The sequence below is a fragment of the Nonomuraea sp. NPDC050202 genome, assembly GCF_040656115.1.
GTDB lineage: Bacteria > Actinomycetota > Actinomycetes > Streptosporangiales > Streptosporangiaceae > Nonomuraea.
Map to the genome: position 1 here is coordinate 155,654 of NZ_JBFALF010000015.1, position 20,984 is coordinate 176,637.

Here is a 20,984-nt window from a genome sequence, read left to right on the forward strand (position 1 = left end):
CAATATGATGAGGGTGGGGTGATGCTATGACCATGACGACGAACGGGTTCGAGCTGAGCGACGAGGCGCGCGGCTTCCTCAAGGCGATGGCCAGCGAGACGCGCCAGCAGATCATGGAGCTGTTCGTCGGCGGTGTCGAGCTGACGGTCAGCGAGGTGGCCGAGCGCATGTCGCTCGCCCAGTCGGCCACCTCCACGCATCTGGCCACGCTGCGCGACGGTGGCGTGCTGGCCTCGCGACGCGAGTGGAAGACCGTCTACTACAGGGCCGATTCGGCCCGCATCGGCAAGGCCCTGTCCGACCTGCAGGCGACGCTGCAAGCCTGCTGCCCGCCCGGCGACTGCGGGGCCGGGACCTCAGCGTGTGGCTGATGACGTTCTCGTGCCGCGGGAATGCTGTTCACGCTTCGACGCAGCTCACGGGCCCTGGAGTGCCCTGGTGGAACAGGCGGGCGCACGAGGGTGACCGGGGCTGCCGATCAGGGCGATGTCCGGGATGTCTGCGAGCTGCGCACCGGCCGCGCCGCTCAGTGCCGCGAGGACCGGGTTGCAGAGGTCCGTCTGGGGGAGGCCAGCTCCAGGACGGTGGCGGTCAGCAGGCGGGCCGCTGCCCCCGCGCGTCTCCTTCGTCATCGTTGCCGCCCTTCCTTTACTTAGATGACCTTCTAAGCAACGGCAATCTTTGCATGCTGATGAGAAGCTCGTCATGCTGCCGCGGGGTGGGGGCCCAGCGGATCGCCGAGGTGGAGCTACTGACCGGCCGCTGCACGGAGTGAGGATCCAGCGGGAACGGCAAGCCCGGACCGCGTGCCGAAGACGCTGCGGTCGGCGGCCGAGCCGCACCTCGGGTCAGAAGATCTCCGCCAGGACGCCGGACTCGGCGATGATGACCACGCCGATGGCCATGAACACCAGCGGGACGATCCAGTGGCCGTGTCGTTCGACGACGGCGATGACGGCGCGGTGGGAGCCGAGCCAGGAGGCGGCCAGGCACCATACGGCGACCCCGGCGGCGAACACTGCGATGGTCAGAGCAGAGGCGGCGGGGCCGATGGTGCGAAAGACCGGCGTGTAGACGGAGATGTTGTCGGCTCCGTTGGCGATCGTCACCGCGGCCACCGAGACCACGCCGGTGGCCGGAGGCGGCCCGCCGGACGGCCCGTCGCCGTCGCCGTCGCCGTCGCCGCCGCCGCCGCGTGAGCGCAGCGCGCCGAGCAGGCCGCGCACCCCCAGGGTCAGAGGGATGAGCCCGAGCAGCCCTACCCAGCGATCGGGCAGCAGGGCCAGGCCGAGCGCGGCGATGACCGAGATCGCCACCAGCGCGCCGATGCCGGCGTACTGGCCGGCCCAGATGTGCCACGGTCGCAGCGCGCCGCCGGCGCGGGCGGACAGGAACAGCACCGTCAACACGATCAGGTCGTCGACGTTGGTCCCGGCGAACATGGCGACGGCCGCGGCCAGGGTCGGGGCGAGCTGATCGGCGATCGTGGTCATGACCGCTGAACCTACCGGGCCGCGCCGGCGTGCGTCCTGCCAGGCCGGAGGTGGTGGGGCAGGCGCTCGAAGGGCGGCGTGCTGGTCGTCCTGGCTTCGTCAGCCGGTCAGCTCGCCGATGAGCGTGTCGATGCGGGTACGGATCTGGTCGCGGATCGCGCGGACCGGCTCGATGCCCTGACCGGCGGGGTCGTCGAGCTTCCAGTCCTCGTACCGCTTGCCGGGGAAGATCGGGCAGGCGTCCCCGCAGCCCATCGTGATGACCACGTCGGAGGCCTCGACGGCATCGACGGTGAGGATCTTGGGCTGCTCGGCGGTGATGTCGATGCCCACCTCGCGCATCGCCTCGACGGCGACCGGGTTGACCTGGTCGGCGGGGGCCGATCCGGCGGAGCGCACCTCGATGCGGTCGCCGGCCAGGTGGGTGAGCCATCCGGCGGCCATCTGGGAACGTCCGGCGTTGTGCACGCACACGAACAGCACGCTCGGCTTGTCAGTCACGACATCTGCTCCTTGGATGCGGTGGTGAACAGGCGGCGGCCGGCCAGGCTGACGTAGACCAGGGCGACCAGGACGGGGACCTCGATGAGCGGGCCGACGACCCCGGCCAGGGCCTGGCCGGAGGTGACGCCGAAGACGCCGACGGCCACGGCGATGGCCAGCTCGAAGTTGTTGCCCGCGGCGGTGAAGGCCAGCGTGGTGGTCCGCTCGTAGGACAGGCCGATCGCGCGTCCGGCCAGGAACGAACCGCCCCACATCACGAAGAAGTAGGCCAGCAAGGGGAGTGCGATGCGGGCCACGTCGAGGGGACGCTCACTGATCGTGTGGCCCTGGAGCGCGAAGAGGATGATGATGGTGAACAGCAGGCCGTACAGGGCCAGCGGGCCGACCTTCGGCAGGAAGCGCTCCTCGTACCAGGTCCTGCCCCTGGCGCGCTCGCCCCAGGTGCGCGAGAGGTAGCCGGCCAGCAGCGGGATGCCCAGGAAGACGAGCACGTACTGGGCGATGTCCCACATCGACACGTCGAGCGCGGCCTGCGAGAGGCCGAGCCAGCCGGGCAGGACCTGCAGGTAGAACCAGCCCAGCGCCCCGAACGCGACCACCTGGAAGACCGAGTTGATCGCCACGAGCACGGCCGCCGACTCGCGGTCGCCGCAGGCCAGGTCGTTCCAGATGAGCACCATGGCGATGCAGCGGGCGAGCCCCACGATGATCAGCCCGGTGCGGTACTCGGGGAGGTCCGGCAGGAAGGTCCAGGCCAGCGCGAACATCAGCGCGGGGCCGGCGATCCAGTTCAGCAGGAGCGATGAGATCAGCATCCGGCGGTCGCCCGTGACGGTGTCGAGCCGGTCGTAGCGGACCTTGGCCAGCACCGGGTACATCATCAGCAGCAGGCCGAGCGCGATCGGCAGCGAGATCTCGCCGATCTTCACGGCTTCCAGCGCGGTGTCCAGGCCGGGGACGAAGCGGCCCAGCAGCAGGCCGGCGGCCATCGCGGCGCCGATCCACACCGGCAGGAAACGGTCGAGGACCGACAGCCGGCCGACGACGGCTGTCGTGATCTCCTGTGCGGGAACCTGGGCGCGGGCAGCATCCGAAGACATGTCGTTCTTCCCTGGTGAGATGGCCGTCAGACCGTGGCGGGGATGTTCAGCAGCGCCGAGAGCCGGCTCAGGTTCTCCGGGACGAGCCGGTAGTAGACCCAGGAGCCGCGCCGTTCGTGGGTGAGCAGGCCGACGTCCCTGAGCACCTTCAGGTGGTGGCTGATCGTCGGCTGGGTCAGGTCGAAGGCGTCGGTGATGTCGCAGACGCAGGCTTCGCCGCCCGCGTGGCCGGCGACGATCGACAGGATGCGCAGCCGTACCGGGTCGCCCAGAGCCTTGAACGCGCGGGCGAGTTCGGTGGCCTTGTCGGCGTCCAGTTGCTCGCGTACCAGTGGCGGGCTGCAATCCAGGATCTGCAGCGGCTCCACGTGACCCCCTGATATAGATGACTGTCAAAGTCCTCTTCATATTGACATACATCTATAAGGTGACGCCAATCGGCCCACAGCCGCGAGGTCAGGCAGGAGGGCCCTGGCTGTGGAGATCGTCCGCCAGGTCAGGCCGGTGTTGGACGCGAAGGCGTGACGCGCTGCGGCGAACATCCCGAGGCCACGGCGGGGCGCAGTGGAAGTATCCCGACGCCCCGTTCATCGGCTAGCGACCTCGCCGGGGCCTCGCCTCCCGCATGATCTCGGCGACGGTGTCTCTGGCCGTGCGGCTCGCGCCGATCAGGGTGGCGGAGGCGGGGCCGGTCCAGTCGCCGTAGCCGAGCAGGTGCAGGCGAGGCTCACCCGCGGCGCGGGTGCCCTCGACCGGGATGAGCCCGTCGGGGCCGCGCAGCCGGAGCGGGGCCAGGTGGCCCAGGGCCGGGCGGAAGCCGGTGCACCAGATGATGGCGTCACAGTCGAGGCCGGTGCCGTCCGGCCAGGTGACGCCCGTGGAGGTGATGCGGCTGAACATCGGCTGCGCCTTGAGCACGCCGCGGTCGCGCGCCTCGCGGACCGGCGGGACGGCCACGATGTCGCCCAGCGAGCCCACCCCGTCCGCACCCCGGGTACGGCGGGTGGCCAGGGCGAACAGGGCCCGGCCGTCGACCTCGTCGGGCAGTAGGCGAGGCGGGCGCAGGGTGACCCAGGTGGTGTCGGCGACGGTCGAGACGTCGGCCAGGATCTGGGCGCCGGAGTTGGCGCCGCCCACGACCACGACGCGGCGGCCGTGGAACGGCTCCGGGCCCCGGTAGCCGGCGGTGTGCAGCTGCTCGCCTCGCCGTACCGCATGCACGGTCGTGGGCCGGATGATCGGGAGCTGGTAGCGCTGTTCGTAGTCGGCGAGGTAGGCGACGGTGTCGGCGGCGCCGGGGTAGCCGCCGCCGGGTGGGGTGGGCATCATGCGGCCGGGCAGCGAGCTGTACTGGGCGGGGGAGAACAGCCGGAGCGACGGCCACGCGTGCCTCCACGCCCCACCGGGCTCCTCCTGGGAGTCCAGGATGACGAAATCGGCCTTCGCGCGGCGCAGGTGGTAGCCGGCGGCCAGGCCCGCCTGACCGCCGCCGACGACCAGGACGTCGACCGGGCGCGGAGCTCGGGTCATACGGGCAGGAGCTCGAGGTCTCCCGGCCTGCCGGGTGAGGGCTCGGTCAGCGGGGCGAAGAGGGCGCCGAGCTTGTTCACCGCCTCGGGGATGATCCGGTAGTACACCCAGGTGCCGCGCCGTTCGCCGTCGATCAGGCCTGCGGTGCGCAGCACCTTCAGGTGGTGGGAGATGGTCGGGGCAGTCAGGTCGAAGGCGTCGGTGAGGTCGCACACGCACGCCTCGCCGCCCGCGTGGGATCCGATCATGGACAGCAGGCGCAGCCGGACCGGGTCGGCGACCGCCTTCAGCATGACCGCGAGGTCGGCCGCGTCGGTTTCCGACAGCGGCTCGCGCGCGATCGGTGCGCAGCACGGGGTCGTGGTGGCGGCCATCCGGCTCCTCCTTCTAATTCGAACCTTGTCGAAATTATAGGCGGTGTCAGGCGAGCAGGGGCTCGGCGTAGCCGACGGCCTGGGGTGATGGCCAGGCCGGCGACGATGCGCCGGCCCTGGCCGCCGCGCTCCCCGTGGAGGCGGCGGCCGAACCGCTGGCCGTGGTGGAGCTCACGGGCTTGCGCCCGGGCAGGCGATCAGCGCGCGTCCCGTGGAGGTGGTGCGCCAGGCGTCGGTGCCGTTGGCGGTGATGAAGCCTTGCGCCTGCAGCCGCCAGGCCAGGGTTCCGGCCATGCGGGTGATGGCGCGGGCGTGGCCGGGATCGGTGCTGGGTTCGCGGGCGGCGAGCAGCCGCTCCGCGAGCCGGTCGGTGGGCATCGGCTCGTGGTCGCAGATCGGGCTCAGGGCCTCTTTCTGCGCCGCGGTGGGGTAGCCGTCGGGCATCGCGCTCTTCCCCGTTCAGCCGCAGCAGCCGCCGCCGGACGAGGCGGTCACCAGGGGGAGTGGGGTGGACAGCAGGCCGCCGCTGATGCCGGTGGCCAGGCCGACGCGCTGTTCCTGGGCCTCGGCGAGGCCGGAGGAGCAGACGCCGGTCTCGGGCAGGTCGAGCTGCACGTCGCGGGCGGCCTCCCAGTCTCCGGCGAGGGCGGCTACGACCGAGCGGGCCTGCTCGTAGCCGGTGGCCATGAGGAAGGTGGGCGCGCGGCCGTAGCTCTTGACGCCGATCGCGTAGTAGCCGGGCTCGGGGTGGGCCAGCTTGTCCACGCCGTGCGGCGGGACGGTGCCGCAGGAGTGCTGGTTCGGGTCGATCAGCGGCGCGAGCGCGCGGGTCGAACCGAGCACCAGGTCCAGGTCGAGGCGCAGCTCGCCGGCGATGGAATGGTCAGGACGATATCCGGTGGCCGACACGATGCGGTCCACGGTGATCGCCTGCTCGGCGCCGGACGGGTCGCGGCTGACCACCTCGACGCCCTGGTCGGTGCCGCGGACGCGGTGGGTGTAGAAGCCGGTCAGCAGCGTGATCCGGCCGGACTCCACCAGGGCGTGCAGGCGGGTGCCGAGCGCGCCGCGCGCGGGGAGGGCGTCGGCGTCGCCGCCGCCGTAGGCGCGGCCGGCGTCGGCCGCGCGGATCGCCCAGGTGATCGGGGTGTCGGCGAGCTCGGCGAGGGCCAGCAGCGTGGTGGCGGCCGAGTGGCCGGCGCCGACGACCAGGGTGTGCCTGCCCTCGTAGGCAGCCCGGTCGGCGCCCAGCACGTCGGGCAGCGCGTGGTCGATCAGGGCCGCCACGTCGGCCTCGCCGTGCGCGGGCAGGCCGCTCGCGCCGAGCACGTTGGGGGTGGTGTAGGTGCCGGACGCGTCGATGACCGCCCGGGCGTACAGCTCCTCGCCATCCCGCAGGCGGATCAGGAACGGTACCTCCTCGCGGCCGTTGGTCCGGACCCGGTCGAAGCCCAGCCGGGTGATCGCGCTCACCGCCGCGTTGACCCGTACCCGGTCACCCAGGACCTTGGCCAACGGAGCGAGGTAGCCGTCGATCAACTCCGCGCCGGTAGGCAGCCAGTCGTCGTCCGGCGCCTGCCAGCCCGCGGCGTCGAGCAGGCGGCGAGCGGCGGCGTCGATGTTGTAACGCCAAGGGCTGAACACCCGTACGTGCCCCCACTTGGCGATGGACGCGCCGGCCTGCCCGCCCGCCTCCAGGACGAGGAAGTCGAGGCCGCGCTCGGCCAGGTGGGCGGCGGCGGCCAGGCCGACCGGGCCCGCACCGATGACCACCACGGGCAGCGCGCTGGTCTCCAGGGCGGCCGTGGGCTGCTCTGTCTCCAGGGACGTGGTGGTGCTGCAGCATCCGTTACCCATGATTGCCTCTCAGGTCTCGTCGTCTCCGGTCAGCGGAGCATCAGGCGCGGGCGTGATCGGTCATCGCCTTGGTTCTGCAGGGCATCGCGGGTCTCTTCACGGCTGCTCGCCGAGCGTGATCGTGTTGTCCCTGCGCCGTGGCCGATGAGAGCGCGCACCGCACCAGCTCTCTGATTAGATAGTTGTCGAAGTAGTCAGCAGCATGCCTTACTGATTAGAGAGATGTCAAACTAGCCTTCCATGGGGGCCGACCGGGAGGGATGCCGGCTTCGGGTCGTCCCCCAGGTCATCGGGCGTCGAAGGACGTCCTTGACTCCAGGATGCCGGCGGCGTTGTCCTCCGCCCAGCCGGCCAGGGCGCGAACGACCTCGAGCAGGCTGATCCCGCGAGGGGTCAGCGCGTAGTCGACGCGCGGAGGTTTGGTGTCGTGGACGGTCCGCGTCACCAGGCCGTCGCGCTCCAGCCCCCGCAACGTCGCGCTGAGCATGCGCTGGGTGATGGGCTCGCTCATCCGGCGCAGCTCGTTGAACCGCCGGGTGGTGTCACCCAGCTGGCAGATGACGACCACCGACCACTTGTCGCCGATCCGTTCGAGCACGTCGCGAATCAGGTCACGGCCCTGCTCGCACAGCCCTGAGGCGGTGTCGTCCGTCTCCGTGATCGGATGCGCCATGGCGCCAGTATACGAGAGATACCTGGTTCCTCCCGGGCGCCGCTTCTCGCCTCTCAGAAATGTTCAGGTGTGAGAGTCACCGTGCGCGACGGTCATCACGCTGCACGGCGCCTACTGGCATGGAGCGATTCACTCCTGGGCCCGAGCCGCGCCTGTTCGGTGCTCGGTCGGGCTGATGCCGCGAACCCTCTTGAACGCGACGCTCAGGGCAAAGGCGCTGGAGAAGCCGACGCGTCCCGCGACGGCGCCGATCGTCGCACCGGGTTCGCGCAGCAGCTCGGCGGCCTGGGTGATCCGGCGCTCGCGCAGATAGGTCATGGGAGGCCGGCCGACCAGGGCGGTGAAGCGCCGGGCCAACGCCGCGCGGGACACGCCGGTCTTCGCCGCCAGGGTCACAACTGTCCACGGATGGGCCGGATCGGCGTCGAGCAGCCGCAGGGCCTGCCCCACCACGGGGTCGCTGTGCGCGCGGTACCAGGCGGGGACTTCGGCGCCGGGGCGGGTGAACCAGGCACGCAGGGCAGTGATGAGCATGAGGTCCAGCATCCGGTCCAGCAGGACCTGCCGGCCGGGGGCCGGACGGGCGGCGTCCTCCAGCGCCGCGGCGCTGACGGGACAGGGCCCCTGCCCGGCCGGGATGACGGCGAGCGGGGGCAGCGCGGAAAGCAGCAGGGCAGGTGTGCCGGACTCCACGGTGTAGAGACCGCTGACCATCACCGGGTCGTCCGGCCCCGGTGCACCCCGGCTGCCGAAGCCCGGCGAGGTGCCGTGCGCCCGCCCGTCCAGCACGGTGCGGCGTCCGCCGGGGCGGATGACCACATGCGGCTCCGCGGACGGGCCGCCCGCGATGACGTACGGGGCTCCGCCGCAGAGCACAGCGACGTCGCCCGCGTCGAGCCGCACCGGCGCACCGTCGTGCGGGGTGACCCAGGCGGGACCGCGCAGCGGCACGGCCAGCGCCAGCGGGGAGCCGTCCTCGAAGCGCGCCGCCCACGGGCCGGCCAGGGCGGACTGCTGGAACAGCGCCCCGGTGGTCCGCACACCGTTCAGCAGGTCCGCGAGCGGGTCCGTGCCGGTCGGCGCCTGAGCGTTCATGCTGGTCAGCGTAGACGAACGCGTATGGGTGCGAGCGTGCTCGCCATGGCCGCCGATCTCGTCGGCTGGTTCGCTGGAGGGCATGAGCGACGAGACGATTCTGGTGACCGGCGCCACCGGCAAGACCGGGCGCCGGGTGGCGCAGCAGCTCCAGGACAAGGCAGTGCTGGTACGGGCGGCATCCCGCTCCAGCCAGGTCCGCTTCGACTGGGCCGATCACGCCACCTGGGCACCCGCCCTGCGTGACGTCACCGGGATGTACCTGGTCGCCCCCGATCTGGGCAGCTCTCAGGCGGCAGAGAACATCGCCGCGTTCGCCCGCCGGGCCGCCGAGGCCGGGGTGCGGCGCGCGGTGCTGGTCTCCTTTCCCCACACCGGCGCCCCGGGCCTCGATCTCGGCCATGTGGCGGCGGCCGAGCAGGCACTGGGCACGGCCGGCCTGGCAGCGACAGTGCTCCGGCCGCGCTGGTTCTTCCAGAACTTCAGCGAGGACTTTCTGCGCGACGCGGTCCGCTCCGGTGACGTGCGGCTGCCGGCCGGGCAGGGCAAGGAGGCCTTCGTCGACGCGGAGGACATCGCCGCCGTCGCTGTCACGGCCCTGACCGAGGACGGGCACGCCGGGCAGTCGTACGAGCTCAGCGGCCCGCGGCTGATGTCGTTCGCCGACGCTGTGGCCGACATCGCCCACGCCACGGGCCACGACATCCGCTACACCGCGCTGAGCGCCGAGACCTACGCCACCGAGCAGCGCGCCCACGGCGTGCCTGAGGAATGGGTGCAGCTGACCATCGGCCTGTATGCCGACGTCCGCTCCGGGTCCCTGAACACGCTTACCGGCGACGTGGAGAAGGTGTTGGGCCGCCCGCCGCGGGATTTCACCGACTACGCCCGCACCGCCGCCGCGCAGGGTGCTTGGACCGCCTGACCCGCTCCGGCCTCTCAACCCTCGTCGTCTACGTCGACCCGCCCGATGGCATCGATCAGCCGGACAGCCTCACCTACCTGTCGCGCACGCCGTTGCGCCGCTGGAATCCCGGGGACGACGACACGTGGCCCACCCAGGTTCTTCCGGCGGCCGATTTCTTCAGACCTGTCTCGACGGGGTAGTGGGCCGCTACCGGGAGCTCGGCGGGTGACACGGTGCAGCACCCCCGGCCGGGGTGAGGGCCGTTACTGGCCGGAATGACCCAGAACCTCCACGAGCACGAGCCGTACTCAGGACGAGCGTCACCTGCCGGCGCCGGCGGTGTGGCTGACGTCCTGCCGGCGGCTGAGGCTGGGCCCGCTGGTATGCGGGCCCAGCCCTCTCTTTCAGTCTTCGCCGCTGTAGGCGCGCAGCTCGCGGCGCGCCTGGTGACGGTTGCGGCGACGCTCTTCGCGCCGGAAGTAGTACCACTCCTGGCCACCACTGAGGCTGCCGCAATCGAACAGGTAGTAGTCGGTGGCGCCCCAGTAACAGCCGCTTCTTCCGCGGCGGTTCATGGACGCGCTGTCGGCGTTGATCTCCTCCGGCAGCGTGCACGGCCCGAACCGGTGATCATGCACGGGCCGGCAGTTCACCATCGGCGCTTCGGCCATCCCCACCCACCAGGGCCGGGTCTTGTCAGTCTTGCTCATACGGTCACCTTTCGGCTCCGCGACGCCCCGGGATGGGGCTGTCACAAGACCGGATGCACCGTGATCACCTCCGACTTCGCGCACGACGTACCGGGACCAAGAGCGACCTTGCCGGTGCTCGGAGAACCTGATTCCGACATTACCGCGAGCCGCGGGAGCTCGAGTGGCGAGCCAACGTTGTCAGCCCCTGGCGGCCACGGTCGGCGGTGCCTGGAGAACGATGGCGAACACGGATCCCCATCTCGCCACTCGATCTGAGGCATCCCAGCTCAAAGCTTCATTTCTGCCTTGACCCCATCGTCACACGACACCTGCTGCCGCTGGTGGAGAGGCTTTCCATGGTCATGGGTCACCGAGTCCGCTGCCATCGCCACGGGTGAGAAGGCCTGCCCCGTTTCGAGCGCCCGGTCGACCGGATGTTGTCCACCCCACCGCCGCCCCGCCCGCCGGGCAGGCCCGGACGCCACGGCCGCCGGACGAGGGCCGCGGACGGAGGCCCGCCCGGCCCATACCGCGCAGTGCCGCCCCCGGTGGAGTGGTTCTCCTGGTGATACCTGAGCACATCGAAGTGCTCTCTTGTGGGGCTCGCGGCAGCGATGCGATGGTACGGACAACAGACCTGGTATCAAAAGAGAACTGCCTTGGAGCTGCCATGATGCGAGCGATCGGCTTGTACGAGTTCGGAGGACCCGACGTGCTGCGGGTCGTCGACCTGCCGGAGCCGCATGCCGGGCCCGGCGAGGTCCGGGTGCGGGTGCGCGCGGCCGCGGTGAATCCGGCGGACACGCTGCTGCGCGCCGGCGTGCACGCGCGGGCGTTCGCCGGGGTGCCGGCCCCGTACGTGCCCGGGATGGACATCGCAGGCGAGATCGACGAGATCGGCCCGGGAACGAGGACCGAGCTGTCCCTCGGCGAGCCGGTGATGGCGATGGTGATGCCGATCGGCCCGGCCGCGGGCGGCTACGCCGAGTACGTGGTGCTGCCGGCCGGCTGGGTCGTCCGCGCGCCGGCGGGCGCCGATGACGCGGCGGCGGCGACGTTGCCGATGAACGGGCTCACCGCGCAGCTGACGCTCGACCAGCTGGCACTCGCACCGGGTTCGGTCCTCGCCGTGACCGGGGCCGCCGGAACCCTCGGCGGCTACCTCGTCCAGCTGGGCAGGCACGCCGGACTCACCGTGGTCGCCGATGCCGCGCCCGCCGACGAGGCCCTGGTCCGCCGCCTGGGCGCGGCCGACGTCGTCACCAGGGGGCCCGATGTCGCCGCCCGCCTCCGGGACCGGTATCCGGACGGCGTGGACGCGGTCGCCGACACGGCGCTGATCGGGCCGCGCCTTCTCGACGCCGTACGGGACGGCGGCACGTACGCGCGGTTCCGTAGCGCCGATGAACCCGGCGGCCACGAATTCGGCCACGGCGGCCACGCCACGGTGCGGACGACGTTCGTCCCCGACTACGCGGGGCGGACGGACAAGCTGCACCAGATCCGCCGGCTGGCCGAAGCCGGCGTGCTCACCCCTCGCGTCGCGACCACCCTGCCCGCCGCGGAGGCGGCCGACGCGCACCGGCGGCTCGAGGCCGGCGGGCTCCGCGGCCGCCTGGTGCTCACCTTCTGACCTCGCCCGAACCCTCACCGACCGACATCGAAATCTCTCACTGACAAAGGAGTGGTCGTGTCCGCACGTTTCGCAGAGAAAGTCATCCTGATCACCGGCGCCACCTCCGGCATGGGCCGTGCGACCGCCGAGCGGATCGCGGCAGAAGGAGGGAAGGTCGTCCTGGCCGCACGCGGCAAGCAAGCCGGTGACGCGCTGGCCGCACAGCTCCGTTCCGCCGGTGGCGAGGCCACCTTCGTACCCGCCGATGTGACGGTGGAGGCAGAGGCGGCGGAGCTGGTCCGGCAGGCGGTGGCCCGGTACGGCCGGCTCGACGGCGCGTTCAACAACGTGGGCGCGGCCACCGCGATCGGCGCGGTGACCGAGATCGACGGCGACGCCTGGCAGTCCGACCTGGCGCTCAACCTCAGCAGCGTCTTCTTCGGCCTGAAGCACCAGATCCCCGCGCTGCGGGCCGGCGGCGGTGGCGCGATCGTGAACAACGCCTCCGTCCTCGGCGTCATGGGGCAGGCCGGCATGGCCTCCTACAGCGCCGCCAAGCACGGCGTGCTCGGGCTCACCCGCTCGGCGGCGCTCGACGCGGCCGCGGCCGGAGTCCGGATCAACGCCCTCGTCACCGGCGGCGTCGACACCCCGCTGACCCGCGCCAACCTGGGCCCGACCCCGGAGGAATCCCTGCGCGCGGCCGCGGCGATGCACCCGCTCGGGCGAATCGCCCAGCCGGACGAGATCGCGGCGTTCGTCGCGTTCCTGCTGAGCGACGAAGCCAGGTTCATCACCGGGGCGGCGCTCGCGATCGACGGCGGGATGACCGCCGCCTGAACGATCGATCTCGTCCTCCGGCTGGAACGGGGGCGCGATCGCCGTCCACCGGCCTGCTCGCATGAGCGCTTCCCGGTCGACCGGTGCACGGGGAGCCGCCGTTCTGGTTTTCGGCAAGATTGCCCAGCCGCAAGCCATGAGCTCCACGCGTCCGGCGTGTATGTCGGCGAATGTGGTGGACGTCGCGCATGCTCGGCAATAGACGGACCTGTGACTGTCTGTAAGGGGATTGCCGGCTCGTCCGGAGCTGACGCAAAGGGAGCGCATGATGGCCGAGCAGGGACGCGTGCGATGGAAGCGCTTCGGCCTGATCCTCGTTCCTGTCGCGGCGATGACGTCGCTGCTGATCGGCGCCACGGCCCAAGGGGTCATCGCCGCCACGTTCGTGATCTCCGGCAACGGCTTCAAACTCTTCGCCGGTGAGCTGCGCGGTCAGGGCTTCTCCTTGGCCACCGACGTGGACCGGACCAGGAAGGGCCGGCTGGTCCCCGTCATCGTGGCCGGCGTCCGGCGGGCCGCGGTCACCGAGCTGTGCTCGAGCGCGCTGGTGAAGACCCCCGCGGGCACGGTGACGCTCCGGCTGACCGGCGGCCAGGGCGGCAACGAGGTGAACATCGACAACCTGGTGATCGATGTGACGGCGGGACAGAATGCGGCCTCCATCCGTGACCTCGAGCTGGGCCGGGATGCCGGCACCCTGGACGAGGTTCCCGCCGGCAGGGGGCCGGCCGGCACTTTCGGCGGCCAGGCCAGAGTGGTCACCCTGCACAACGTCAGGCTGGACGCCAGGGCCGTCACGGCCGCCACGTTCAGCCTGCCCGACCTCGGCCTCAGGCTGTCGCGCGGCGTGCACGAGTGCTACTGAGGCGGAGCCGGCCCCGCCCTGGCCGACGGCGGGCGGGCACGGCGCGAGACGAAGGCGGAAGATCATGAAGTCGTGGCGGCGTTCCCGGCCGTTCTGGGGCGGGCTGTTCATCGTGGTGGCGGGGCTGGAGCTGCTGTCCATCCCGCTCGCGCTCGACGCGCTGCCGGTGGCCGTCATGTCCGGCGCGGTGGGGGCCGGCTATCTCATCGCCCTCGTCCTGATCATCGCGGGGGTGCTCGTCTGGCTGCAGCCCGGCCAGCGGGTGTTCCTCGGCCTGATCGCGGTGCTGCTGTCGATGGCGTCGTTCGTCTACTCCAACCTGGGCGGATTCCTGCTCGGCATGCTCCTGGGCCTGCTGGGCGGCATGCTGGTGATGGCCTGGACGCCTGTCAGCCGGCCCGCCGGCCGCCTCGGCACCGTCACCGTCCGGAGCATCCTGGCCGCGGCCCGGACCTGCACCGCACGCATGAGCGTGCCGCGCTGGACGACGGCCGTCGCCGTGGGGCGGCGCTGCCGGCGGCTGGTGCCCATGAGGCGAGCCCGCATCGAGACCGATCCTGTGCCGGCGGACACGAGCTCCATCGCGAAGCTGCGTGAGCCCCCGAGGTGCCCCGCTGGATCGCCGCCATGGACACCATGACCAATCCGAAGATCATCGCTGTGGCGGCCCTGCTCATCGTGGCCAACCCGGTCAACCTCGCCTCGCTGGCCGGTGGCGCCATCGCCGCCGCCCACGAGCCCCTGCCCGCCGGGCGGCAGCTCGTCCTCGCCGCCGTGTTCGTCGTCATCGGCAGCATCGGCGTGCTCGCCCCCTACGCCACCGCGCTCACCGCGGGCGGCGAACAGCGGCTCCAGCGCATGCGCGGCTGGCTGATCCAGCACAACGGCGCCCTCACCCTGCTGCTCATCCTGGCGTTCGCCCTGCTGTTCCTCGCCAAGGGCCTGCGCGGCCTGCTCGCCTGGGGTTCACGGCGTCACGATCGCGAACGCGGGATCCGGGTCGTCCAGGACGGCGGTCAGGCGGCGCAGGACGTCCATGTCGCCCTCGTGCTCGATGCCGTCGGCCTGCCGGCCGGTGAGCAGGCCGAGCAGCTGCTGCTTGGTGAGCGTGAGCGTCAGGTCCGCCGGCTGCCGCGGCGGGTCGGCCTGGTGGATGAGCGCGCCGTTGGACAGCGTGATGCGGTGGCGCTGGTTCAGATCCGTCAGCCGCCAGTCGATGACCAAACTCTCGTTCCACGCCTTGGGGCCGTCGACGCGGATGGCCAGGGAGTCGAAGACCTGCTCGACGGTCAGGGCCGCGATCATTTCCGGCGAGGTGCTGTTGAGGTTGGCAGGGACGACGTCGCCGGTCAGCTCCAGAGCGCCGACCAGGTAGAAGTTGCGCCAGGTGCCGTTCTCCGCGCCCTGGCCGAGCCGGGTGTAGACCTCGGCGAGCATCGAGCGTGCCTGGCTGTCGTGCTCGTCGGCGAAGACGGCGTGGTTGAGCAGCGAGGCGGCGAAACGCAGGTCGCCGTCGTCGAGGTAGCGGCGGGCGTAGGCGAGGACGCCGTCGCGCCCGCCCATGCACTCGACGTAGCGGCGCGCCTGCTCCACCGGCGGGTGCTCCCACAGGTGGGCCGGGTTGCCGTCGAACCAGCCCAGATAGCGCTGGTAGATGGCCTTGACGTTGTGGCTGACCGAGCCGTAGTAGCCGTGCGTGTGCCAGGCCTGCTCCAGCGCCGGCGGCATCCGCATCGCCTCGGCGATCTCGGTGCCGGTCATGCCCTTGTTCATCATCCGCAGCGTCTGGTCGTGCAGGTAGGCGTACAGGTCGCGCTGCTGCGACAGGAAGGTGACGATGTTCTCCTGGCCCCAGGTGGGCCAGTGGTGTGAGGCGAAGACGACGTCGGCCTGGCCGGCGAACAGGGCGATCGCCTCGGTCAGGTAGCGCGACCAGACACGCGCGTCGCGGACCAGCGCGCCGCGCAGCGTGAGGATGTTGTGCTGGTTGTGCGTGGCGTTCTCGGCCATGCACAGCGCCCGGCGGCCGGGGATGAGGAAGTTCATCTCCGCCGGCGCCTCGGTGCCGGGGGTGAGCTGGAAGACGATCCGCACGCCGTCGAGCGTCTCCTCCTGCCCGGTGCGCGTGATGTCCTTGGACGGCGGGATGAGGGAGATCGTCCCGGTCGAGGTGGTCATGCCCAGCCCGCAGCCGATCTGCCCTTCCGGCGAGCGGGGCAGGGCCGGGCCGTACATGTAGGTGGCGCGGCGGTTCATCGCGGTGCCGGCGTAGACGTTCTCCGACACCGCGTGTTCCATGAACCCGGCGGGGGCCAGGATCGGCACGGTGCCGTCGGTGACGCCGCGTACCCCGCCGAAGTGGTCGGCGTGGGAATGGGTGTAGATGACCGCGGTGACCGGGCGGTTCCCTCGCTGGTCGCGGTAGAGCTTCAGCCCGGCCGCCGCGCACTCGACGGACAGCAGCGGGTCGACCACGATGACGCCGCTGTCGCCCTCGATCAGGGTCATGTTGGACAGGTCCAGGCCGCGCACCTGGTAGATGCCGTCCGTCACCTCGTATAGGCCCTGCTTGACGCACAACTGCCCCTGCCGCCACAGGCTGGGATGCGCGGTGTCCGGGCACTCCTGCGCCAGGAAGCCGTAGGAGTCGGTGTCCCACACGACACGGCCGTCGGCCCTGACGGTCGCGGGGCTCAGCGCGGCCACGAATCCGCGGTCGGCGGCGTCGAAATCGGACCGGTCGCCGAAGGGAAGGTCTGCCATGACTCCGGCCTTCCCTCCGGCACCCCGATCCGCCACCACCAGCCGGGACCCGCACCCGCCCGTGACCATCTCTTTGACGAGCTTCGCCGTGCTCTCCGCATGGAACGCGCCATGCTCCGCGGCCGGCCCAGGACGGCCGAAGCCTGCCCGCGGGGTCGGCACTGGGGACCAGCCACGGCCCGGGCGCTGTCGTCACCCCCCGCACCGTTGCTCAAGCCGGCCCGGGCTGGCCCTCATGACGGGCTTCCCTACCGGCCGATCTGGCGGATGTGGCGCAGGACCAGCGCCGGCTCGGCCAGGTGCAGGTAATGGTCGTCCGTGGGCGCGACGGCATGGCGTCCCCGGGTCGACAGGGCCGCGATCTGCCGGTGGTGGGCGATGGCCGGCTGGTCACCACGGGCGCTGATGACGGCCAGGGGCAGCGAGCCCCACGAACCGGCCGTCCGGGGCAACGCGCGGACGAGGCGCGTGCTGGTGTCGTAGGCGCGCATCTCGGCCGCGGCGGCCGCCCAGGTGGACGGCCCGAACACCACGGGGACATGGCCGCGGGTGAGCCGGGATTCGCGCGGGTCGACCATCCATGCGCCGGTGCGCAGCAGACCCACGGCGGCCGCCGCGGACCACACCCTGGCCTGGATGCCGGCCAGGGTGGCGAGATCGTCCGTGCTGTGCTCGTCGGCGACGTCGAGCAACACCATGCCGGCGACGCGGCCGGGCCACCGCGCGTGGAACAGGCGTGCGACGTGTCCACCCCATGAGTGCCCGACCAGCACGAACGGTCCCGGCTCGCTCGCGCGGGCAAGCAGCGCGGCGAGGTCGTCCGTCTGAGCGGTGAGGCCGGGGTCACCGGGGCCGGGGCTGCTCCAGGCGTAGCCGGCGCGGTCGTAGGCGCACGAGCGCCGGCCGGTGGCGGCGAGCGCGTCCTGGAGATCCGCCCAGGTCGTGGAGGAGTCGCCCCATCCGGACGCGAACACCACCGTAGGGCCGCCGGCGCCGAGGCAGCGCAGGTGGAGCTGGTGCGTGCCCAGGTCGACCAGGCGGCCAGGTACGGGGTGGCGCTGGAGGTCGCCGGGCGACAGAGACTGCTCGACGGCCGCGCCGGTCAGACAGGCCGCCACGACGAGGCCGAGGGCACCCGCCCCGGTGCGCCGCAGCCGTCCGGCGCGCCTCCTCGTGCGGACCGGGACCGGCTCGCGTGCGGCCACGCGGCGGAACGAGCCGCTCACCGCCAGGGTGGCGATGACCGTGAGCATGACCAGCCAGCCCGGCCACCCGCTGATCCCGACGGTCCAGGGGTTGCCGAGCGCCTGGGGGTCGTCGGCGGCGAACAGGACGTTGACGAAGCCGGTGATCAGCGTGTTGTTCGCGGCGTGGGCGACCACGCCGGGCCAGATGAGTCCCGAGGCCAGGCGCAGCCAGCCGAGCAGCACGCCGAAGAGCACCGCGGTGACCAGGAAGGGAACCAGGCGGGAGGTGGTGCTCGTGCCGACATGTCCGGGCAGGTGCCACAGTCCCCAGATCAGGCCGCTGAGCAGCAGCGCAGGCCAGAGCCCGAGTGGCCGCAGCCGAGGCAGCAGAAAGCCCCGCCAGGCCCACTCCTCGCAGAAGGCCAGCGGCAGCAGCAGGGCGAACAGCCCGAGATTGGCGGCCAGGGCGGACAGGATCGTGCCGGCCGGCACGCCCTGCTCCCCGGCGGTGTCCGGCGCGTAGACGGCACGCAGCCCGGAGAATCCGGCCAGGTCGACCGGGTACACCCCGGCCAGCGCACCGATCGCCACGGCCAGGAACGCGAGCAGGAGCGGGACGCCCAGCCCGATCGCGCAGAAGCGGACGAGCCGGCCCGCCGGGCGCAGCGGCGCCAGGGCGGTGTCGCGGGGGAGGCTGCCGGGCCGGCGGATCCAGCGGACGACCACGAACGTGGCCACGCCGGCGCCGAGCATGCCGCCGGCCGCGATGACATCGACCCCGGTGACCAGCCGTACCAGCCACAGCAGCCAGGGGAGGGTGAAGGCCAGGACCAGGAAGACGATCAGCTCCCGGGGCCGGAACGCGGACGGGGCGAAGCGGGCGCCGGCTTTCGTGGGCGACATCGGTGGCGAGTGCATCGTCACAGTCCCTTCGCAAGGCGGGGGAGCAGGCAGCTCGGGCGCTGTCCTACCTCTGCCATCTGTTATACAACATCTATATCAGATAGACTGCGGATGTGCTTCTGACGATCGACCTCGACAGCGAGGCGCCGATTTACCAGCAGATCCGCGATCGCGTGGTGGAGGCCATCGCCGACGGGGAGCTGACGGAGGGATCGGCGTTGCCCTCCACCAGGCAGCTGGCCGCCGACCTGGCGATCAACTTCCACACCGTCAACAAGGCCTACGACCTGTTGCGGCAGGAGGGGGTCATCCGGATCAGCCGCAAGAGCGGCGCCGTGGTCCGCCGCGACCCCGGCTCAGGGCCGCCGCAGCCCGAGTACACCGACGACTGGCAGGCGCGGCTGCGCACGCTCCTCGCCGAGGCCGTGGTGCACGGCGTGCCCTCCGAGGAGGTGCTCCAGCGCTGCGACGGCGTCCTCGCCTCCTTCCACGCCCAGCGGACCATGAAGGGAGCACCCGCATGACCATGCTCGTCCTCGCCTGCCTCGCTCAGGTGGCACTGCTCACCGTTGCCGCCTGGACGCTCCCGGTGCTGGCCCGCCCCACGCTGCCCTTCGGCGTACGGGTGCCGGCCGCCCGGGTGGCCGACCCGGCCGTGACCGCGCAACGCCGCCGCTACTCCCGTGCGGTGGTGATACTCGGCATGCTGACCGCCCTCGTGTCGGCCCCCGCCGTCGCGATGCGCGGCAGCCTGGACTCGCTGACGGTCACCGCCGTGCTCCTGGGTGCCGCCTTCGTCGCGCTCTACGCGGCGGCGCACCGGGTCATCCGCGCCGCGAAACGGCGCGGCGACTGGTACGCCGGCACGCGCCAGGCCGTCACCGCCGACACCACCTGGCACACCCATCCGGTACGCCCGCCGTGGCCGCTGCTGACTCCCTCGCTCGTCCTCCTGGCCGGCACCGCCGCCATCGGGCTCCAGCGATACCACAGCCTGCCCGACACCCTGCCCGCCCTGCGCGGCCTCGGCGTGGACAGCGCTCACCGCGTCGCCACCACCCCCACGACCGCCTTCGCCCCGGTCCTGGCCCAGCTGGGGATCACCCTGCTCGTCCCCGTGCTGCTGGCGGCCATCATCCGCGCCCGACCGGAGACGGACGCCGAGCGACCGGCGGGCTCGGCCCGGCGCTACCGCGTCTACCTGCGGGGAATCGCGACGCTCCTGCTGGCAGGCGCTGCCTGTGCCAACCTCACCCTGCTCCTGCTGGCCCTGCAGCAGTGGCACGTCACCCCGCCCTCGCCGCTGACCACGGCGGCGACCTGGGCGCCCATGGCCGCCGCCGCGACCGCCTTCCTGATCTTCGGCGTCCGAGTCGGGGAGGCAGGCCATCGGCTCCAGCCGCTGCCGGGGGAAGCCGGCTCCGGCTACGTGCAACGCGACGACGACCGGTACTGGCACCTGGCCGGAACCGTCTACGTCAACCGCCACGACCCCGCGATCCTCGTGCACCAACGTGCCGGCAGCCGGTGGACGCTCAATCTCGGCAACCCCGTGGCCTGGATCGCGCTGGCCGTGGTGGCGGCACTCGCGCTGCTGTCACTCCTCGGCGTCATCGACCTGCCGTCCACCGGTTGAGGCGGCGGGAAACCGCAGGGACACCCTGGCCGCAGCAGTACGGCCAACCCCGCGGCCCCCGAGGCAGGCGGCCGTCCGGTGCTGCTCAGCGAGGCACGCGCGGCCGGGGGAGCGCCGGATCGGCCACGTCCACGGTGAGACGGACGATGTTCGGCCGGTGCCGCGAGCCGAGCATGCCCAGGCTGGTCACGAGGAGCCCGTCCGCGACGACGGCGATCGCGGTGGGACCGTCGAGCCCGTCGGCCTCGGTCGCCAGGACGGTCATGGCGCCGCCCGGTGCGATGCGCACCACGGTGTCGCGCGGGTGGACGGCGAGGTAGAGCGCGCCCGAGGTGTCGAAGGCGAGGTCGTCGGCGGGGATGCCGGTGTGCACCTGCTTCACCTCGCCGGGCCGTCCCTCGTCCAGGGCGATGCGCAGGACGGTGCCCTGGGCGGTGTTGGTCGCCCACAGGGCGCCGTCCCAGACCTTGAGCCCGTTCACGCCCGTGGACGACACCGGGTCGTCCGGCGACAGCGGCGCCAGGAGGGGCTCGCCGCCCAGCCAGAGGCGTAGCGTGTCGTCACCGGGAGCGCAGCGCAGGATCTCGCCGTTGACGGAGTCCGCCGCGAACAACGTGCCGTCGCCGGCGAAGGTGATGCCGTTGAGCCCGGCGCCGGCCTGCGCGGCGGCGAAGCGGACCCAGCGGCGGGGCGCCTCGCGCCGCCAGATCCCCGCCACTCCCTCGGCCGTGCCGCGCACCGCGGCGTACAGCCGGTCCTCGGCGTCGGCGGCGAGCCCGACCACGATCGCGCCGGCCGGCTCCGGGACGACCCGCTCCTGCTCCCCGCTCGACAGCCAGACGGTGCCCGCCAGCAGCAGCGTCGCGCAGACCGTGCCGTCGGCGAGTACCACGATGTTCTCCGCCAGCTCGCCGGCGCCGTGCTCGAACGTTGTGAGGATCATGAGCCCA

At 71.9% G+C, this 20,984-nt stretch carries 24 protein-coding genes and 1 pseudogene; 10 read left to right on the top strand and 15 right to left on the bottom strand.

Annotation, left to right across the window (positions count from 1 at the left end; genetic code table 11):
• Positions 1-32 precede the first annotated feature (32 nt).
• A complete protein-coding gene (locus AB0I79_RS33425; RefSeq protein ID WP_357881603.1) occupies positions 33-371 on the top strand; it encodes a metalloregulator ArsR/SmtB family transcription factor in 339 nt (112 codons plus the stop codon).
• 477 nt (positions 372-848) lie between these two features.
• Here the strand turns inward: AB0I79_RS33425 and AB0I79_RS33430 are convergent, their stop codons facing one another.
• The 11 genes from AB0I79_RS33430 to AB0I79_RS33480 form a co-directional block, all read right to left on the bottom strand.
• On the bottom strand, positions 849-1,493 hold the full coding sequence (locus AB0I79_RS33430; protein ID WP_357881606.1) for a cadmium resistance transporter: 645 nt from the start codon (positions 1,491-1,493) through the stop codon (positions 849-851).
• 99 nt (positions 1,494-1,592) lie between these two features.
• A complete protein-coding gene (locus AB0I79_RS33435; protein ID WP_357881609.1) occupies positions 1,593-1,994 on the bottom strand; it encodes an arsenate reductase ArsC in 402 nt (133 codons plus the stop codon).
• Positions 1,991-3,097 (bottom strand): ACR3 family arsenite efflux transporter, encoded by a 1,107-nt coding sequence (gene arsB, locus AB0I79_RS33440; RefSeq protein ID WP_357881612.1) that lies wholly within the window; start codon positions 3,095-3,097, stop codon positions 1,991-1,993. The genes AB0I79_RS33435 and arsB overlap by 4 nt, the downstream gene beginning before the upstream one ends.
• Positions 3,098-3,123: 26 nt before the next feature.
• Positions 3,124-3,465, bottom strand: a complete 342-nt coding sequence (locus tag AB0I79_RS33445) for a metalloregulator ArsR/SmtB family transcription factor (protein WP_357881615.1) — start codon at positions 3,463-3,465, stop codon at positions 3,124-3,126.
• 226 nt (positions 3,466-3,691) lie between these two features.
• Positions 3,692-4,627 (bottom strand): NAD(P)-binding domain-containing protein, encoded by a 936-nt coding sequence (locus AB0I79_RS33450; RefSeq protein ID WP_357881618.1) that lies wholly within the window; start codon positions 4,625-4,627, stop codon positions 3,692-3,694.
• The gene (locus tag AB0I79_RS33455) at positions 4,624-5,001 is read right to left on the bottom strand and encodes a metalloregulator ArsR/SmtB family transcription factor (RefSeq protein ID WP_357881621.1); all 378 of its coding nucleotides are present in this window, start codon (positions 4,999-5,001) and stop codon (positions 4,624-4,626) included. The genes AB0I79_RS33450 and AB0I79_RS33455 overlap by 4 nt, the downstream gene beginning before the upstream one ends.
• Positions 5,002-5,047: 46 nt before the next feature.
• Positions 5,048-5,176: a hypothetical protein gene (locus AB0I79_RS33460; RefSeq protein ID WP_357881624.1), complete on the bottom strand. Its 129-nt coding sequence runs from the start codon at positions 5,174-5,176 to the stop codon at positions 5,048-5,050.
• Complete coding sequence (locus AB0I79_RS33465; protein WP_357881628.1) at positions 5,173-5,445, bottom strand: hypothetical protein; 273 nt, start codon at positions 5,443-5,445, stop codon at positions 5,173-5,175. Before AB0I79_RS33465 ends, AB0I79_RS33460 begins: the two co-directional genes overlap by 4 nt.
• A 15-nt stretch (positions 5,446-5,460) precedes the next feature.
• Positions 5,461-6,858: an FAD-dependent oxidoreductase gene (locus AB0I79_RS33470; protein ID WP_357881631.1), complete on the bottom strand. Its 1,398-nt coding sequence runs from the start codon at positions 6,856-6,858 to the stop codon at positions 5,461-5,463.
• Positions 6,859-7,144: 286 nt separating this feature from the next.
• On the bottom strand, positions 7,145-7,531 hold the full coding sequence (locus AB0I79_RS33475) for a helix-turn-helix domain-containing protein (RefSeq protein ID WP_357881634.1): 387 nt from the start codon (positions 7,529-7,531) through the stop codon (positions 7,145-7,147).
• Between the two features lie 129 nt (positions 7,532-7,660).
• Positions 7,661-8,626, bottom strand: a complete 966-nt coding sequence (locus tag AB0I79_RS33480; RefSeq protein WP_357881637.1) for an AraC family transcriptional regulator — start codon at positions 8,624-8,626, stop codon at positions 7,661-7,663.
• An 82-nt stretch (positions 8,627-8,708) separates the two neighbouring features.
• Between AB0I79_RS33480 and AB0I79_RS33485 the strand changes: the two genes are divergently transcribed.
• Together AB0I79_RS33485 and AB0I79_RS33490 are read left to right on the top strand one after the other, a co-directional pair.
• Positions 8,709-9,551: an NAD(P)H-binding protein gene (locus AB0I79_RS33485; protein ID WP_357881640.1), complete on the top strand. Its 843-nt coding sequence runs from the start codon at positions 8,709-8,711 to the stop codon at positions 9,549-9,551.
• Complete coding sequence (locus AB0I79_RS33490; protein WP_357881643.1) at positions 9,539-9,733, top strand: hypothetical protein; 195 nt, start codon at positions 9,539-9,541, stop codon at positions 9,731-9,733. The genes AB0I79_RS33485 and AB0I79_RS33490 overlap by 13 nt, the downstream gene beginning before the upstream one ends.
• A 204-nt stretch (positions 9,734-9,937) precedes the next feature.
• Here AB0I79_RS33490 and AB0I79_RS33495 read toward each other — a convergent pair whose 3' ends face one another.
• Positions 9,938-10,243: a hypothetical protein gene (locus AB0I79_RS33495; protein ID WP_357881646.1), complete on the bottom strand. Its 306-nt coding sequence runs from the start codon at positions 10,241-10,243 to the stop codon at positions 9,938-9,940.
• Between the two features lie 652 nt (positions 10,244-10,895).
• On the opposite strand from AB0I79_RS33495, the gene AB0I79_RS33500 reads away from it, so the two are divergent.
• The 5 genes and pseudogenes from AB0I79_RS33500 to AB0I79_RS33520 all read left to right on the top strand — a co-directional run.
• Positions 10,896-11,858: an NADP-dependent oxidoreductase gene (locus AB0I79_RS33500; RefSeq protein ID WP_357881649.1), complete on the top strand. Its 963-nt coding sequence runs from the start codon at positions 10,896-10,898 to the stop codon at positions 11,856-11,858.
• A gap of 57 nt (positions 11,859-11,915) precedes the next feature.
• Positions 11,916-12,680, top strand: coding sequence for an SDR family oxidoreductase (locus AB0I79_RS33505; protein WP_357881652.1), 765 nt, complete (start codon positions 11,916-11,918; stop codon positions 12,678-12,680).
• A gap of 286 nt (positions 12,681-12,966) precedes the next feature.
• Entirely contained in the window at positions 12,967-13,545 is a 579-nt protein-coding gene (locus AB0I79_RS33510; protein WP_357881655.1) for a DUF6230 family protein, read from the top strand.
• Positions 13,546-13,609: 64 nt separating this feature from the next.
• A complete protein-coding gene (locus AB0I79_RS33515; protein WP_357881658.1) occupies positions 13,610-14,185 on the top strand; it encodes a DUF6114 domain-containing protein in 576 nt (191 codons plus the stop codon).
• Positions 14,182-14,430: pseudogene (locus AB0I79_RS33520) on the top strand (hypothetical protein); the annotation flags it as partial. The gene AB0I79_RS33515 and the pseudogene AB0I79_RS33520, both read left to right, overlap by 4 nt.
• Before the next feature lie 81 nt (positions 14,431-14,511).
• Here AB0I79_RS33520 and AB0I79_RS33525 read toward each other — a convergent pair.
• Together AB0I79_RS33525 and AB0I79_RS33530 are read right to left on the bottom strand one after the other, a co-directional pair.
• Complete coding sequence (locus tag AB0I79_RS33525; protein WP_357881661.1) at positions 14,512-16,308, bottom strand: alkyl sulfatase dimerization domain-containing protein; 1,797 nt, start codon at positions 16,306-16,308, stop codon at positions 14,512-14,514.
• A gap of 248 nt (positions 16,309-16,556) precedes the next feature.
• The gene (locus tag AB0I79_RS33530) at positions 16,557-18,398 is read right to left on the bottom strand and encodes an alpha/beta fold hydrolase (protein WP_357881663.1); all 1,842 of its coding nucleotides are present in this window, start codon (positions 18,396-18,398) and stop codon (positions 16,557-16,559) included.
• Between the two features lie 113 nt (positions 18,399-18,511).
• Here AB0I79_RS33530 and AB0I79_RS33535 point away from each other — a divergent pair, with 113 nt between their 5' ends.
• The gene (locus tag AB0I79_RS33535; protein ID WP_357881665.1) at positions 18,512-18,922 is read left to right on the top strand and encodes a GntR family transcriptional regulator; all 411 of its coding nucleotides are present in this window, start codon (positions 18,512-18,514) and stop codon (positions 18,920-18,922) included.
• Positions 18,919-20,034, top strand: a complete 1,116-nt coding sequence (locus AB0I79_RS33540) for a hypothetical protein (RefSeq protein ID WP_357881669.1) — start codon at positions 18,919-18,921, stop codon at positions 20,032-20,034. The genes AB0I79_RS33535 and AB0I79_RS33540 overlap by 4 nt, the downstream gene beginning before the upstream one ends.
• An 85-nt stretch (positions 20,035-20,119) precedes the next feature.
• Here the strand turns inward: AB0I79_RS33540 and AB0I79_RS33545 are convergent, their stop codons facing one another.
• Positions 20,120-20,977 (bottom strand): hypothetical protein, encoded by an 858-nt coding sequence (locus AB0I79_RS33545; protein ID WP_357881671.1) that lies wholly within the window; start codon positions 20,975-20,977, stop codon positions 20,120-20,122.
• Positions 20,978-20,984: the final 7 nt, after the last annotated feature.